Here is a 13,881-nt window from a genome sequence, read left to right on the forward strand (position 1 = left end):
CTTTTAGTGCATCAAATGGGGTTCGGCAGGAGCGGAGTCGTCCGGCAACAGCTCTTGCGCAGGCAGCCACAAAGTGACGGTGGTGCCTGCGCCGGGGGCGCTGCTCAGCTCGGCTTCGCCCTGCTGCAATTGCATGATTTCCTGCACCAGGCTCAGACCCAAGCCGGTGCCGGGGATATCGCCCAGCGGATGGGCGCGGTAAAAACGTTCGAATGCACGGCCGCATTGGGCTTCGTCCATGCCCATGCCTTCATCGCGCACCTGCACGCCGACCTGCTGCTGCCCCCCCACGCCACGCAGCGCTGTAGAGATGGTGACCGTGCCCCCCTGCGGGGAATACTTCACCGCATTCGAGAGCACATTGAGCAGGGCTTGGCGGGTCTTTTCCGGGTCGGCCATCACCATGAATGCGCCATGGCGCAGATCGCGCACAAGGCGGTGCTTCTCGGCTTTGTAATGCAGGCCGCCCACCGTACTGTCCACAAGCGCTGCCAAGGGGCAGGACACGATGTTCAGGTCTTTCCCCTGACGGGCCTCGATACGGGAGAGGTCCAACAACTCATTGATCAGATCAATCAAGGACTTGGCTTGCCGGTAGATGGTGCCCAGCAGTTCTTTCTGTTTTTCAGGCCCCAACGTACGGACCAGCATCAGCTCGGCAAAGCCGTAAATGCTAGCCAAAGGGGTGCGCAGCTCGTGGGCCGCAGCCGACAAAAAGTCCGACTTCATGCGATCGATATCGTGGGCCTGGGTGATGTCGCGCAAGTAAAGCGCCACTACCGCAGGCGCCACCTGTACGCGTTTGACTGCCAGCACCTTGCGGCTGCCATGGGTCCAGACCCGCGTGCACTCGGCAATCGTGCCAGGTGTCGACAGCGCCCATTGCTGCAACTCGGCCCGCTCCTGCAGGCTGGCTTGTGGCCACCACATGGCTGCCTGGGAATTGGCGGGTACACACTCACCGGCGCAGGTCAGCGTCAACACCGCTTGGTCGCCGGCATCCAGCAGGCTATGCATAAGCCCTACTTGCGCGCGCAGGGACTCCACTTCCGCATGGACTTCGGGCTGCTCACACAGCAGCAGGCCAGCGTCTACCGCGCCCTGCAAAGGACTGACGGTACTGTGGGGGCAGGTCGGTGTCATGGCGTAGGTGCCGGTGGGTTTCTGGTCAGTCTCTATAGTCAATTCGATGAATTGCGCCCGTGGAATATGCGCGAGCAGCTACCAAAACCATAGCAATCTTCAAACGCAAAGTGCTTCCTGTTCCAGCAGCTTCACGGTGAGGGCATCCAGATAGCCGCATAGGCGGTCGGCGCTCAATGGCTTCTGGTAGCGCACCACGCGCGTGGGCAGCCGGGCATCCTCAGTGATTTCCTGTGGGGACATGGCGGTCAGGGCAATTACGTCCAGACTTTCAAGGCCGGGCTCATCACCCACAGCCTGCACCAAGGTAAATCCGTCCATGGGCTCCATCACCAGATCAGTCACCAGCAAGTCGGGACGCAGGGCGCGGATATGGTCCAGCGCCTGCTCTGCCTGGTTGATGATGGTGAGCTGCACCGAGTGGCCTATGCGGGCCAGCAGTGCCTTGAAAAACGCAATCTGCACCGGGTCGTCTTCGACCAGCAGGATACGCAGGGGGCGATTGCCGGTCACACCTGCCAAACCGGCGTTGCGCGAGTTCAGCAGTTGATCGACGCTGCTACGGAAGATGCGCCGGTGGCCACCGGGGGTGATCCAGGCGTCCAGTTCCCCATTGATCACCATCTTCTGGACGGAGGTGGTCGACAAGCCCAAGAGCTTGGCCGCCTGCTGGGTCGTCAAAACGTCGCGTTCTACGGTCATGCCGAGTACTCCGGTTGTGATTCAAATAGTTTTTCAGGTGTCTTGTCGGACTGAAGCAAATGAAATTTTTGTTTTAAATCATTTATTTAATTATCAATGAATTTATATATTTAATCAAATAAACGCTTAATTCATTTTTGCATATGAGGTCTATACGGTCACCCACATCCGGTCAATCGCGTCGGCCACCACGGCAAAATCCTGCGCCGCCCGGCAATGGGCCGCATGCTGGCGCACCGGTTTGCCCCGCCCGAAGGCCTCAGCCACCCGGATGTCGTTGCGGATGCCGGGTAACAGTCGGTTGCGGCCGAACTGGTGCCCCAGCCCTTCGCACACTTCCCGGTGCAGCCCGATGCGGGTATCCAGCATCACCGGCACAAAGCCCAGCACCTTGAGCTTGTCGTTCATGCCGCGGCTGGCCACGCGGAAGATCACCCGGGCAAGCTGGCGCACTCCCTCTCCGGACAAAAAGTGCGGCACAAACGGCACCAGCACGCGGTCTGCGGCGCACAAGGCGTTCAGCAGCAAGCCGTCCAGAGAGGGCGGCGTATCCAGAAGCACCAGGTCGTAGTCCTCCAGCAAGCCTTCGGCCTGCAGCGCCACGCCCAGTGCGGTCGAGGTGTCGCCCGAACCGTTGTGGTTGAACAGCGGGTCTGCAGGCACCAGGTCCAGGCCCGGCAGCACCTGCTGTCGCAGGGCATCTCGCAGGCTGTTCCGGCCGGCCAGAAAGCTTTGTGCAGATGCCGCACCGCGCACGGGCGGCACGCCCAGGCCCACCGCACAGTGGCTCTGGCTGTCCAGGTCGATCAGCAAGACCTTGCGCCCTCGGGCGGCGTATTCGCTGGCGAGGTTGACCGCCATCGACGTCTTGCCGGTGCCACCTTTGCGGTTGGTGATGACGAGAATGCGGGCTGCAGCCACTTAAAACAACTCGATCTTGGGCAGGCCGTCACTGACCAGGGTTTCACCGCCGGTGGCCGACTTGTGTGCGGAATGCTGGCTGGCCATGACGTAGCGCGACACCTGCTGCTCCAGTCGCTGGGTGAGAGACACCAGTCCCTCTTGGTCCCAGGGCTTGTCGTGCATCTGGTCTGCCACGCTTTGCAGGTGCGCATTGAGCTCGTGCATGGCACCTTGCACCTGTTCGATGCGTTGGCGGATGACGTCGTGGAACTGGATCTGCCCCAGTGCTTCGGAGAGTTTTTCCACAATTTCCATGTGACCGGTCCGCACACCTTCCACGATTTCCAGCAGGCTGGCCGAACCTTGTGCAAAGCGCTCCTGCATGGCGGAGATGTCTTCCATCACCTTGCGCATATTGCCCGTGGAGGAGTGGCGGTCGGTGTGGTTCTCCACGCTCTGCAACTCTTTGTCGATGCCTTCGGTGGCTGCGTTGATGCGGTGGGCAATGTCGACTGCCACTTCTGCCGTGCGGTTGGACAGCACCCGGATTTCTGCAGCCACCACCGCAAAGCCCCGCCCGCTTTCGCCGGCACGGGCAGCCTCAATGGCCGCGTTGATCGCCAGGAAGTTGGTCTGTCGCGCCACATTGGAAATCACATCCACCAGGGGGCTGAGCGCTTTGACCTCTTGCAGGCGCTTCAAGCGGCCGAGGTTGGTCTCAATATCCCGCTCCTGGTCCTGGACAAACATTTCCAGAATGGCACCCAGTTGCTGGTCGACCTGCAGCTTTTCGCGCACCACCTCAGACAGCTCGGCCCCGTTGGCTTCCGAGGCCTGTATGCGCTGCAACTGCTGGCCGGACACCTGAAACACCGAGTCCACGATCTTGATGACGTTCATCACGCCCTCTTCGGTGTCTTGCACCGAGCCGTCGAGCTGTTGGGCCAACACATCCAGGTAGGGCGCCACATTGCGCAACTCGGCTGCCGCCTGCTCCGTGGGGATGCATTGCGTGCTTCGTGTAGCGGGTCGGTAGGTTGAAAAACGGCGGATGGCCGGCCGCAGCACCGCATGCAAGGCAGCGGCCAACACCACCGCAGCCAGCGCTACCAGACCATATTCATGCCGCTTGTCTTCCGCATGCAAGACTTGGCTGGCGGTGTGCAACCAAGGTGCGCACCAGTAAAGCAAAGCTGCGGTACCCGATGCGGTGAGGGCTGTGGTCAACATCTGTTGCAGCCGGTGGGGATTGTGATCTTGGGACATGGCGTCTCCTGGCAAAGCCGTTGGCGAATCAAGCCCCGGGCACCACTTGCTTGACCACCTTCACCAGATCGGGGCCTGACACCGGCTTCACCAGCCAGCCGGTCGCACCCAGCTTCTTGCCTTCATCGCGCTTGCTCGCATCGCTCTCCGTGGTGAGCGTCAAGATGGGCACAAAGCGGTAGCCCGGCAGCGCCTTGACCTGGCGAATGAGCTCCAGCCCGCCCATATTGGGCATATTGATGTCGGTAATGATCAGGTCCGGCTTCAAGCCGCCTTTCAATTTGGTCAGGGCCTGCACACCGTCTGCTGCTGTTTGCACCGAAAAGCCGTTCATTTCCAGACTGCTTTTCACACTCATCGTCATCGTGAGAGAGTCGTCCACGATCATGATTGTTTTTGCCATCACTATCTCCTTGCTAACCGTTGGAAAAGGCACTGCGCAGAGCCGTGTCCAGAGGACCGGCGGCAGGCCAAGCGGCCACGCGCACTTGCGCGGCCATGAGTACTTGTAGATTGGCGGGGTGCATGTGGGCACATCCTGAAAAGTCCGCCTGAGCCGACCCGTGCTCCTGCAACCAGGCCAGGAGCACTTCGGCATCTTCGACACCGACGATGTCGGTGAACACCACCTCTTGGTCTCGGTAGTCAATGGCCATCAGAGCATCTCCTTGGTGTTGAGCACCATCAGCACAGAACCATCGCCCATCAGCGCCGAGCCTGCATAGGCCCGCAATCCGCTGAGCACGCCTGACAAGGGCTTGAGGATGATGTCCGCGGTTTCGTGGAAGTCATCGACGACCAGCCCCAGCGACTCATCGCCCACCTTGACCACCAGTACAGCGAATTCATCACTGTCATTGGTCAGAGGCGGTGCAGCAAGGCCCAGCACGGTATTGAGGTCGCGCAGCGGGACCACCCGGCCTCGCAGCAAGGTGGCTTTGCGCTGCTTGATGGTGCGTACCGAAGCGCGTGGCACCCGCACGGTTTCCACCACCGCATCCATGGGAATGCCGAACATCTGCTGGTTGGACTCCACCGTCATCACATTGGTCACCGCCATGGACAGCGGCAGCGACAGGCGTATGCGCGTGCCCTGCCCCTTGGTGCTTTCCAGCACGATGCTGCCATGCACCTGCTCAATGGCGGTGCGCACCACATCCATGCCCACACCACGACCGGACAGGTCAGACACCACCTCGCTGGTGGAAAAACCGGGAATGAACACCAGATTGACAGCTTCCTGGTCGCTCAAGCGGTCCATGGTGGCTTCGTCAATCAAACCCTTCTGGTAGGCCTTGAGCTTGACCGCCTGGGCATCAATGCCTTTGCCGTCGTCGCTGATCTCAATGATCACGCGGTCGGCTTCCTGGCGGGCCACGATACGCAAAGTGCCGGCCGGTGACTTGCCTGCCGCCACACGTGCATCCGGCATCTCAAAGCCATGGTCCAGGCTGTTACGCACGATGTGCACCAAAGGATCGCCCAAGGATTCGATGATGTTTTTGTCGGCTGCAGTCTCTTGGCCTTCGAGCTCGAGATTCACCTGCTTGTCCAAGCGGCGGGAGATGTCGCGCACCAAACGCGGAAAGCGCTGGAACACAAAGGACACCGGCATCATGCGAATCTGCATGATGGCGTCTTGCATCTCTTCGGAGATGCGGTTGATGGTGGCGTACTGGGCCTTGATTTCACGGGACAGTTCGCGCACGCCGAACACAGTTTCTGCGCGGTTGGCGAGGTAAGGCATGGCGTTCTTCGCCACGACCATCTCACCGATCAGGTTCATCAAGCGGTCGATCTTGACTTGATCCACCTTGAGGCTCTTGGCGCCCGCTTCTTCACTGCGGCGGCCCAGCTTGACGTCTGTCTCTGCGGTCTCAGCGTCAACATGCTCTTTGTCAGCGTCCGCCGCAGTGGCAGCGGCAGGTGCTGCCTTGGCCACCGGCGCAACCTGCACGGAAGGCGTCGCGGCTTTCACTGGCTCCGACGCTTGCTTCGGGACAGTGACGGATGAAGCCGCAGCAGCAGGCACTTGCGGCTCGGATGTGGGTGTCCCTTCATCCGGGAAGGCGGTGTCCAACCACCGGGCCAGTCCAGCCGCGGTTTGGGCCTCCAAAGCCTGCGTTGCCAGCGCCTCCAATGCAGCGATTTCGGCATGACGCCCGAAAGCTTTGAGGCAACCGGACAGTGAGGCCACTGCCGCCTTGATGCGGCCGGGCAGCCAAGTGGCATCGTCCGGAAGACTCAACACTTCGCGCTGCACATCCACTACGTTTTTCAGGGCCATGGCGTGCACGTTGGCCAGTTGCGGCACTTTCGCGGGGGAGGGCGCCACTGCCGGTGAAGTTGCAGGCAGGGGAACCTCCGACCAGTCGGGCGCTTGCAGCGTTTTCAACGAGTCAATCAAGCGACGTAAGGCCACGGCATCCGGTGCGTTCATCTGCAAAAAACGCTGCATCCAACGCAGGGCCGAGGACAACCACAGGGCTGCACTGGACAACTCCAACATGGTGTCCACGGCGCGCCCCAGACCCTTGAAGTCCTTGTCGTTCAAAAGACCAACGGCGTCTTCCACAAAGTCGTCATAGACCGGCCCCCCATTGGGGTCCCCTTGCGGAATCACCAGCCACATCGGCGGGACCATGGCGGTGCTGATCTGGTCAGGCACGTAGCGATAGTGGGTGGTTATCTCCGCAGCGTCTGCGCTAGCCAGCACGTCAAAGTCCAGCATGCAGCGGTAGGCATCCATCTCCGCAAGCACAGGCCATGGTGCGCGGGGCGCCATACCGGTCCATAGCCAGCCGGGAGTCTGGTTGGCCTGGTGCAAAGGGTCGTCACCTTGGTAAAAGCATTCTTCGGACGGTACGTAGTGCACCCACACCAGCGGGGCGCCATTTTGTGCTTGCGTCCAGGCTTCCATGCGGATGCTTTCCGGCACCCGCGCCAGGCTTTGCACCAATGGCTGCGCGAGTAGAGCTTCTGCAGCAGGTGACGCCGTTTCGGTCACAGCGGGCGCTTCATCTTCTGCTGCATCCGGGCGAATCAGGGCACGCAATCCCTTGGCTTGCCGAACAGCCTCAGCCGCCATTTCGGCAGATACGGGCATTTCATCCTCAATGCCATCGCACAACAGACCGACAAAATCCATGGCGTCCAGCAACCGGTCCGCGAGAGTTTGGGAATACCGCACTTCGCCGTGGCGCACCGCATCCATCAGGTCTTCACCGGCATGCAGCACCCGGCTCATCTCCGGAAAATCAAACAGCCCGCTATTGCCCTTCAGGGTGTGCACCACCCGGAAGAGTTGCGTCATCAACTCTTCGTCATCAGGCGCGCGTTCGAGCTCCATGAGCTTGCCGCCTATGCCCTCGAGCGCATCACGCGCTTCTGACAAAAACTGTGCAAGCAAATCATTCATAGTGCGTCCCCTTGCAACAAGGCAACGTGGGCGACCAACTGGTCGGGCCGGGTGGGCTTGACCAGATACAGGTTGGCCCCTGCGGCGTAGGCACGGCGACGGTCGGCAGAACCGGACTCTGTAGAGACCATGATGGCCGGCACCTGGGGCATGTCCTGGCGGCGGAGTTCACGCAGAAATCCGTAACCGTCCAGCTTGGGCATGTTCACGTCCACCAGGTACAAGTCGAAGGCGGTGACCATGGCTTTCTCCAGCGCCTCGATCCCGTTGATGGCTTCCTGCACTTCGTAGCCGGCGCTTTCCAGAATATTGCGGTGGTACATGCGCACCGTGGCGGCATCGTCAATTACCAGTATTTTTTTCATGGGGACTTACTCCGTAGGCTTCTGGTAAACGATGGCTTCAGGGAACTTGCGTACCTTGTAGAGCGAGGAAATCCGGCTCATGGACTCCGAATGCCCCAGACAGATGTAGCCACCGGGTTTCAGCGCGTCGTAAAAGGTTTCGGCAGCGGCCTTGCGCGATACATCGTCGAAATAGATGAGCAAGTTGCGGCAGAACACCACATCAAAGTTCCGGTACGCACGGGTGTCAGCCCGGTCTGAGAGATTGACGCGGGTGTATTCGACCGCGCTGCGCAGGTCATCGCAAATCTGGAAGTCCTCGCCCGCTTGCTTGAAGTATTTCTGCCGGTAGTTAATGGGCAGTTGCCCCACAGAGCGGGGTGAATACAGGCCCTTGCGCGCCTGATCGAGGATGCGCGTGTCAATGTCAGACGCCACGATCTCCACGTCGTACTTGTTGATGCCGGCCCAACGCTCCAGCAGGTATATCGCAATCGAATAGGGCTCCTCGCCACTGGACGAAGGCAACACCCAGATGCGCAGCGGGCCATCGTCCTTTTTGCGGGATACAAGGTCCGGCAACAGCGAGTTCACCAGGCACTTGAACTGGTATTCCTCACGGAAGAAGTAGGTTTCGTTCACCGTCATGGAGTTGGTGAGCGTTTGCAGTTCTGCACCACTAGCCTGGAAGCGCAGCATGGTGAAGTAGCTACGGAAAGTCGCGTTGCCGGTATCGGCCATACGCTCCAGCAATCGCTTGTCCACAAAGTAGCGCTTGGACATGTCGAACTGGATGCCGGTCTTGCGGTAGAAGAACTCCCGGAATTTCTGGAAGTCGTCTTCTGAAATGGTGGCGTCTGCCATAAGAGCGCTCAGTTCTCTTGTATGCGTTTGATCGCGAGATCGGCGGCATATTGGATGTAGGGCTCTTCGGCAAAACGTGCCTTGAGGCGCTGGAGTGAGGCCAGCGACGCGCTGCCCCCCACTTCACCCAACAGGTCCACGGCGGTACCGCAGACATTGACGTGGTCGTCTGTGTCAATCACCTGCAGCAGCCAAGCCTCAACCTGCGGGTGGCGCAAGGACTCCAGAATGTTCACCGCGAAGATACGGACATCGCTGTCCTCGTCCATCAACAGCCCCAGCATGATGGGCGCCACTGCCTCGGGCAGCTGCTTCATGGCCTCGATGGCTTCATTGCGCAAGTCCGCCTCTTCCGAGCGCAGGCAGGCCACCAGCCCCTGCACCGCAATGCCGTCCCCGATGCGGGTAATGCTGGTGAGAATGACTTCACGCACCGAAGCGTCCTGCTCGGCTTGCAAGGCATCCACCAGTTCCTGCGAGCAGTCGGGGCAATCGACCAAATCGCGGGCAGCCCACCTGCGTGCCTCGGCGTCGCTGTGCCGGAGTTGCGCGCACAGACTGGCACAGTCCCGCCCGGCGGCTCTGCCCTCCACTCGGGGCGCCTCGTTGGCGGTTTGTTTGATCAATCCCATGGTGGGTACCTCAGGCTCGGGCAACCCAGGTCTTCACCTGAGCTGCCACTTTGTTTAAGGGAAGCACCACCGTGGCGCCCTGGCGTTGAACCAGTTCTTTGGGCATGCCATAGACCACCGCCGTCTCTTCTGATTCGGCAATCGTCCGTCCACCCCGTTTCTTGATTTCTGCAAAACCGGCCGCACCGTCATAGCCCATGCCTGTGAGCAAGACGGCGATGATGTTTTGTGGCGCCACATGCTCGAGTGCGGTCTGGGCCAGCATGTCCACCGCCGGATGCCACATGTGCTCGGGTGACTCGGGCTTGGGCATCACGGTCAATTTGTTGGCGCGCTTGGTGAGCACCATGTCTGCACCGCCCTTGCCCACATAGATCTTTCCGCGTTCCACCGGCATGGGGTGGTCGGCCTCCAGCACGTGCAATGGGCAGGCAGCATTCAGACGCGCCGCAAACGGCGCGGTAAAACTGGCAGGCATGTGTTGCGCCACCAGCACCGGCAAGGGAAAGTCTTCGGGAAAATAGGGCAGCACATCTTCCAGGGAGCGGGGCCCGCCGGTCGATACGCCAATCAACACAATGCCCTCTTGTTGCGCGGCGGCCTTGTGCGCTGCGCGCTCCTGCGTTGCCTTGCGATCTGCATCCATGCGTTGGCGCAGGGTGCCTGCGCCGCCAGATAAAGACACCGCACTGCCCCGGGGTTTCGAGCGGGCCGCTGCGCGCACTTTGGCCACCATGTCTTTGGCGATCTGGTCCAGTGACAAAGAGATCGTTCCACCGGGCTTGGCGACGTAATCCACCGCACCCAGGTTCAATGCTTCAAAGGTGGCCAATGCGCCTTTCTCGGTGAGTGAAGACACCATGATCACCGGCACAGGGCGCTGAGCCATCATGAGCGAGAGCGCGGTGATACCGTCCATCTCAGGCATGTTGATGTCCAGAGTCACCACATCGGGCTCAAAGCCCAGGTTCTGCTCGATGGCGTCCTGCCCGTTGCGGGCCTGGCGCACATCGAAGTCCCCTTGGCTTTGGAACAGCTGCGTCAACTGCCGCCGCATCAGGGCGGAGTCGTCAACAATGAGCAGCTTGATCATGGTCCGTCTCTCCTCTTTCAGGCGCTGATGGCAGCCATCTGGTGCATATCGGTGTCCGCCAGCAGGTGCGATGGCTCGAGCAACTGCAACATGCGCTTTTGCTTTTCCAGATTCGCCATGCGGGCGAGCAGGCTGGTTTGAGACTCCGACATGCGGGGAGCGGGTTCAATCGCGCTCTGCGGCACCTTCAAGACTTCAGCCACGGAATCCACGATGAAACCGGTGCGCACGTTGTGGATCATGAAGACCACAATGCGTTGCCCGTCATTGCGTGCCACATTGCCCAGCCCCAAGCGCCGGCGCAAGTCCATAACCGGCAGAACCTGGCCGCGCAGATTGATCACCCCCTCGACCGCAGGCGGAGCCTTGGGGACGTGTGTGAGCTCGGAGGGCACGCGGACGATTTCTTGAACACTGTCAATCGGGACTCCGAACTCTTCGGTTCCCAAGCGGAACACCACGACCTGCTCGTCGTCCGGTCCGGCTTTGCTGTGACCATCCGATGCACGCTGGCTATCCACATCCAGATTCGCCAGAGCGTCCTTGATGGCAGAGTGGCGGAACAGGTTGTCTGTAGAGATGATGGACACCAAGCGCTTGCCGCCATCGATGCTGCAGATCTCGGTGATGTCGGCCATGTCACCTTCGCGGGCCAGTAGAGGCGGCATGGGTTCTACGAGTTTCTGGGGCACGCGCAACACTTCGTTCACGTTGTCCACCACCACGCCGACCGACGCGCCCTGCACGGCCACGACTACGATGCGACTGGCCTCGTTAGAAGCACGGCGATCCAATCCGAACATGCTGCGTAGCGAAACAAGGGGCAACAGGCGGTTGCGCAATGTCATGACCCCGAGCACATGGCTTTGAGAGCGCGGTACTTTGATGATGGTGTCGGGGATCTGCACGATCTCCTGTACGTCCGAGATGGCAATCGCGTACTCCTGCGCAGCCACATCGAAGCTCACCAGATGGAGCTCGTCTTCGCTGGCACCTTCGTGGCTGGACGCCGTGCTCGTTCCCAGCGATGTGAGCCCGGCGGCCTGCTGGTCACGCTGCATACGTGCAATGTGGGCGAACTCCTGGTCGATCAGCTTCTGAAAGTTCAGCACCATCACCATCGCATGGCCACCCACGTCCTTGATGATGCCGGAAAGCAGGTCAGCGTCGATCGTGCAACCTACGCCGTCCAATCCCTCGATCTTGCTCGGGTCCACGCCGACCACGCTGGACACTTTGTCGACAACAAAGCCCAGTGGTTCGCCGAAATTGATGACGACGGCGCGAGATGAATCGTCCGACACCCGCTCGTCAAAGCCCAGCGCACGGCGCAGAGAGACGATGGGCAGCACATGGCCGCGCAGATTGGCGAGGCCTTCGAGCGTGTGCGGTGCCATGGGCACGCGTACTACCTCCGGTACGCGAATGATTTCCTGCACCGGCGCCATTTCCACAGCAAAGACTTCGTCTCCGGCCATAAAGGTGACGTATTGCCGGGTGGAAGAGGCGCTTCCCTCTTCTTCCGACGCACCCGCGACGGGCGGGCGATCAGCGCTTGTTGGAGTGCTCATGGAGAGTTCTCCCTACTCAGGCGCTTTGGAGTTCGTCTGCGAGCGAAGAAATTTCTTCAATGGCAGCGGCCAGCTCCTCTGCACCTTGGGACTGCTGCTTCGCGGCGGAGGCGGCTTCTTCGGAAGCCTTGGCAGCTTCTTGCGCCGCAGACGAAATTTGCTCCACACCGCGCTTCACCTGTGCGACAGCTGCTCCTATTTCCGTAGCAGCAGACAGGATTTCGCTCACGTTGTTCTCGACAACTGTGATGTCACCTTCAATGGTTTGCAGGTTCACGGTGGTGGCTTTCGCCTTTTCCACTTCATTGACCGCAGTAGCGACGATTTCTTCCAGGTCGCGGCCGACGATGCCAATCTGGTCCTGCACGGCTTTCACCAAGTCTTTGATGCGGTCTGCGTTTTCGGCAGAGTCCTGCGCGAGGTTGCGGATGTCGGTTGCGACCACCACAAAGCCCTTGCCGAATTCGCCCGCACGTGCAGCTTCGATAGAACCATTGACGGCCAGCATGTTGGTCTGGATGGAGACCGTAGTGATGGCATCCACGATTTTGTCGATACGACGGGAGACCAGCTCCAACTCTTTCACCTGGCGGATGCTCTGGCGGCTGGACTCTGCAGACGCCAACACGTTGGCAATCAACGCATCGACCGAGGTCTTGTTGGTTGCCAGCAGGTCGCGGATGGCTTTGACTTTGGCGCTACCGCCGGTTCCACGCTCCACCGCGAGTTGCGCACTCTTTTCAATTTGAGAGACTGCGGCAGAGGCTTCTTCGGTTCCAGCAGATTGCACCTCCGCGCCTTTGCGGATCTGGTCGATGGCCGCCATGATCTGTGAGCCCGAGCGACTGATTTCCTGCACGGCGGAAGAGAGCTCTTCGGCAGCCGAAGCCACTTCCTCTGCGCTCTTTGCCACATCGGTGGAGTTCTTCAGATCTTCTGCCAACTCGGACAAGCTCTGGGCCGTCTGCTCGCATTGTGACAGTGCCTGTGCCTGCTCGGCCACCGTCTTGGCGGCTTCTTCTGCGGCTGCGGACTGCTCTTCGGCAGCAGCGGCGATATCTTCAGAGCCCTTGAGGGCCTGGGTGGTGGCAGTGGCTGACTGCTGGGCGCCAGTGGCAATTTCACCGATAGCGGAAACGATGTCCACCGTGTCCTTTCGGATCTGTTCCAGCTGACTGGTGATAGTCTTGCCGTTCTGGACTTCTTCTTCCACCGCTTTGGCGGACTCGCCGATTCCATCGGCAATCACCTTGACTTCGTTCTGGATCTGCCCCACCAGGTCTTGAATCTGCTTGGCGCTTTTTTCAGACGTTTCGGCCAGTGTGCGCACCTCATCCGCCACTACCGCGAAACCTTTGCCGTGCTGGCCGGCACGTGCCGCCTCAATGGCAGCGTTCAGGGCCAGCAGATTGGTCTGGTCTGCTATACGAGCCACGGCTTTCACAATGTCGCCAATGTTGGCGGCCTGCTTTTCCAACTCCGCTACCATGCCGACAGACGCCGCTTGGCGTTGGGCGGACACGCCCACATTGGCCACCAGAGCGGACACCTCCGAGCCTGTTCGCAAGATCAATGCCTGTGACGACTCTACCCGCGCACTGCTGCTTTTGGCGTTGTGCAACTGGCGTGCAACCGCGCCTTCCACTTGCTTGAAGGCCGCCAGAGACTCTTGGGCTGCGCCGGTGGCTTCTTCAGCACCTGTCGCGATCTGGTCAGCCGCCCGCTTGAGTTCTTCTGCCGCGGATGCCGCTTCGGTGATTCCCGAAGACATTTGTGTGGTGGCTGCTGCTATGCGCTCTGCCGCTTGCTGCTGTTTGGCCAAAGTGCGGGCGCGCTTGCGCTGTGCTTCGGCCTCCCGGGTGATCGCCGCAGAAGCGCGGGCAGAAGAAGTGTCCACAGCGGCACTGCTGGGTGCGCTGACTGCTTTTTTAACGAGTGCCATGGG

At 60.3% G+C, this 13,881-nt stretch carries 13 protein-coding genes; all 13 read right to left on the reverse strand.

What is annotated here, in order from left to right:
* Window positions 1-3 precede the first annotated feature (3 nt).
* The 13 genes from AEP_RS07120 to AEP_RS07180 all read right to left on the reverse strand — a co-directional run bounded on the left by AEP_RS07120 (window position 4) and on the right by AEP_RS07180 (window position 13,878).
* The gene (locus AEP_RS07120) at window positions 4-1,185 is read right to left on the reverse strand and encodes a sensor histidine kinase (protein WP_157673073.1); all 1,182 of its coding nucleotides are present in this window, start codon (window positions 1,183-1,185) and stop codon (window positions 4-6) included.
* A 57-nt stretch (window positions 1,186-1,242) separates the two neighbouring features.
* Window positions 1,243-1,845 carry a response regulator gene (locus tag AEP_RS07125; RefSeq protein ID WP_087494742.1) on the reverse strand — a complete coding sequence of 201 codons (603 nt, stop codon included), beginning with the start codon at window positions 1,843-1,845 and terminating at the stop codon, window positions 1,243-1,245.
* Between the two features lie 150 nt (window positions 1,846-1,995).
* On the reverse strand, window positions 1,996-2,766 hold the full coding sequence (locus tag AEP_RS07130; RefSeq protein ID WP_087494743.1) for a ParA family protein: 771 nt from the start codon (window positions 2,764-2,766) through the stop codon (window positions 1,996-1,998).
* A complete protein-coding gene (locus tag AEP_RS07135; RefSeq protein WP_157673074.1) occupies window positions 2,767-4,014 on the reverse strand; it encodes a methyl-accepting chemotaxis protein in 1,248 nt (415 codons plus the stop codon).
* A gap of 28 nt (window positions 4,015-4,042) precedes the next feature.
* Window positions 4,043-4,417: a response regulator gene (locus AEP_RS07140; RefSeq protein ID WP_087494744.1), complete on the reverse strand. Its 375-nt coding sequence runs from the start codon at window positions 4,415-4,417 to the stop codon at window positions 4,043-4,045.
* Between the two features lie 13 nt (window positions 4,418-4,430).
* Entirely contained in the window at window positions 4,431-4,670 is a 240-nt protein-coding gene (locus AEP_RS07145; protein WP_087494745.1) for a hypothetical protein, read from the reverse strand.
* Window positions 4,670-7,432 (reverse strand): chemotaxis protein CheA, encoded by a 2,763-nt coding sequence (locus tag AEP_RS07150; protein WP_087494746.1) that lies wholly within the window; start codon window positions 7,430-7,432, stop codon window positions 4,670-4,672. The genes AEP_RS07145 and AEP_RS07150 overlap by 1 nt, the downstream gene beginning before the upstream one ends.
* Window positions 7,429-7,797 (reverse strand): response regulator, encoded by a 369-nt coding sequence (locus tag AEP_RS07155; RefSeq protein ID WP_087494747.1) that lies wholly within the window; start codon window positions 7,795-7,797, stop codon window positions 7,429-7,431. The genes AEP_RS07150 and AEP_RS07155 overlap by 4 nt, the downstream gene beginning before the upstream one ends.
* A gap of 6 nt (window positions 7,798-7,803) precedes the next feature.
* Window positions 7,804-8,640 carry a CheR family methyltransferase gene (locus AEP_RS07160; RefSeq protein WP_087494748.1) on the reverse strand — a complete coding sequence of 279 codons (837 nt, stop codon included), beginning with the start codon at window positions 8,638-8,640 and terminating at the stop codon, window positions 7,804-7,806.
* 8 nt (window positions 8,641-8,648) lie between these two features.
* Window positions 8,649-9,272, reverse strand: a complete 624-nt coding sequence (locus AEP_RS07165; protein ID WP_087494749.1) for a HEAT repeat domain-containing protein — start codon at window positions 9,270-9,272, stop codon at window positions 8,649-8,651.
* Between the two features lie 10 nt (window positions 9,273-9,282).
* Window positions 9,283-10,365 carry a chemotaxis-specific protein-glutamate methyltransferase CheB gene (gene cheB / locus AEP_RS07170; protein WP_087494750.1) on the reverse strand — a complete coding sequence of 361 codons (1,083 nt, stop codon included), beginning with the start codon at window positions 10,363-10,365 and terminating at the stop codon, window positions 9,283-9,285.
* A 17-nt stretch (window positions 10,366-10,382) separates the two neighbouring features.
* Window positions 10,383-11,936 (reverse strand): chemotaxis protein CheW, encoded by a 1,554-nt coding sequence (locus AEP_RS07175; protein ID WP_087494751.1) that lies wholly within the window; start codon window positions 11,934-11,936, stop codon window positions 10,383-10,385.
* A 16-nt stretch (window positions 11,937-11,952) separates the two neighbouring features.
* The gene (locus AEP_RS07180; RefSeq protein WP_087494752.1) at window positions 11,953-13,878 is read right to left on the reverse strand and encodes a methyl-accepting chemotaxis protein; all 1,926 of its coding nucleotides are present in this window, start codon (window positions 13,876-13,878) and stop codon (window positions 11,953-11,955) included.
* Window positions 13,879-13,881: the final 3 nt, after the last annotated feature.

This window comes from Curvibacter sp. AEP1-3 (assembly GCF_002163715.1).
Classification (GTDB): Bacteria; Pseudomonadota; Gammaproteobacteria; order Burkholderiales; family Burkholderiaceae_C; genus Allorhodoferax.